The 1,012-nt window shown below is 73.3% G+C and carries 1 protein-coding gene and 1 pseudogene; both read left to right on the forward strand.

All coding sequences use genetic code 11. The features are described from left to right. The coding region (locus tag AB0E98_RS33995; protein ID WP_361710384.1) for a type II secretion system F family protein at positions 1-713 on the forward strand (713 nt) is incomplete at its 5' end. Continuing rightward, positions 710-1,012: pseudogene (locus AB0E98_RS34000) on the forward strand (type II secretion system protein); the annotation flags it as partial. The gene AB0E98_RS33995 and the pseudogene AB0E98_RS34000, both read left to right, overlap by 4 nt.

The raw sequence follows: 1,012 nt of genomic DNA on the forward strand, positions 1-1,012 counted from the left end.
GCGGCGCCGCGGAGGAACGCGCCGCCATGAAGCGGGTCGAGGCGCTCGCCTCCTGGACGGAGTCGCTGCGCGACACCATCGCGGGCGCGGTCGGCCTGGAGCAGGCCATCCCCGCCTCGGCCCGCGCCGCGGCCCCGGTCCTCCGTCCCCACCTGGACGCCCTCGTCGACCGGCTGCGCTCGCGCACCCCGCTGCCCGACGCGCTCCAGCACCTCGCCGACGAGATCGACGACGCGTCCGCCGACATCATCGTCGCGGCGCTGATCCTCAACGCGCGGCTGCGCGGCCCGGGTCTGCGGCAGGTGCTCGGCGCGCTCGCCAAGTCGGCGCGCGAGGAGGTCGACATGCGCCAGCGCGTGATGGCCCAGCGCGCCTCGACCCGCCGCTCCGTGCAGATCGTCGTCGCGGTGTCGGTGCTCTTCGTCCTCGGCCTGTCCATCTTCAACCGCGACTTCGTCGAGCCGTACAGCTCACCCGTCGGTCAGCTCGTACTGGCCTGCGTGTGCGGCCTGTTCGCCCTCGGCTTCTGGTGGATGCGCAAGCTGTCCACCATCGAGACGCCGGACCGCTTCCTGGTCCGCGACAGCGCCGACGTCCAGTTCGTCCGGCCCCGCACGCCGGGTCAGCCGGGTCAGCCGGGACAGCCCGTACAGCGCCTGCCGCAACCGGCTCAGCCGTCGGCGGCGTCTGGGGACGAGGGGGGACGACGATGAACCTGACCATGCCGGTCCTGGTCGGTGCCGTCATCGGCCTGGGGATCTACGCCCTGGTCCGTGCTCTGATGCCGAGCAGGCGCAGCCCGATCCAGCAGGTCGCGCGGATCGACGCGATGCGGGCGCGCGGGGCGGCGTACGAGTCCTCCTCGTCGCGCACGGCGCAGAGCACCGGCCGTCTGGACTCGCTGCGCGCCCAGATCGGTGCCCGGGTCGCCGAGTTGTACCTGCAGCAGGGCTGGCAGCAGCGCTCGCTGCGGGCGGACCTGGCGGTCCTCGACCGGAGCTGGGAGAAGTTC

Source organism: Streptomyces sp. NPDC037389 (genome assembly GCF_040636475.1).
In the GTDB taxonomy this organism is placed as follows: Bacteria; Actinomycetota; Actinomycetes; order Streptomycetales; family Streptomycetaceae; genus Streptomyces; species Streptomyces hesseae.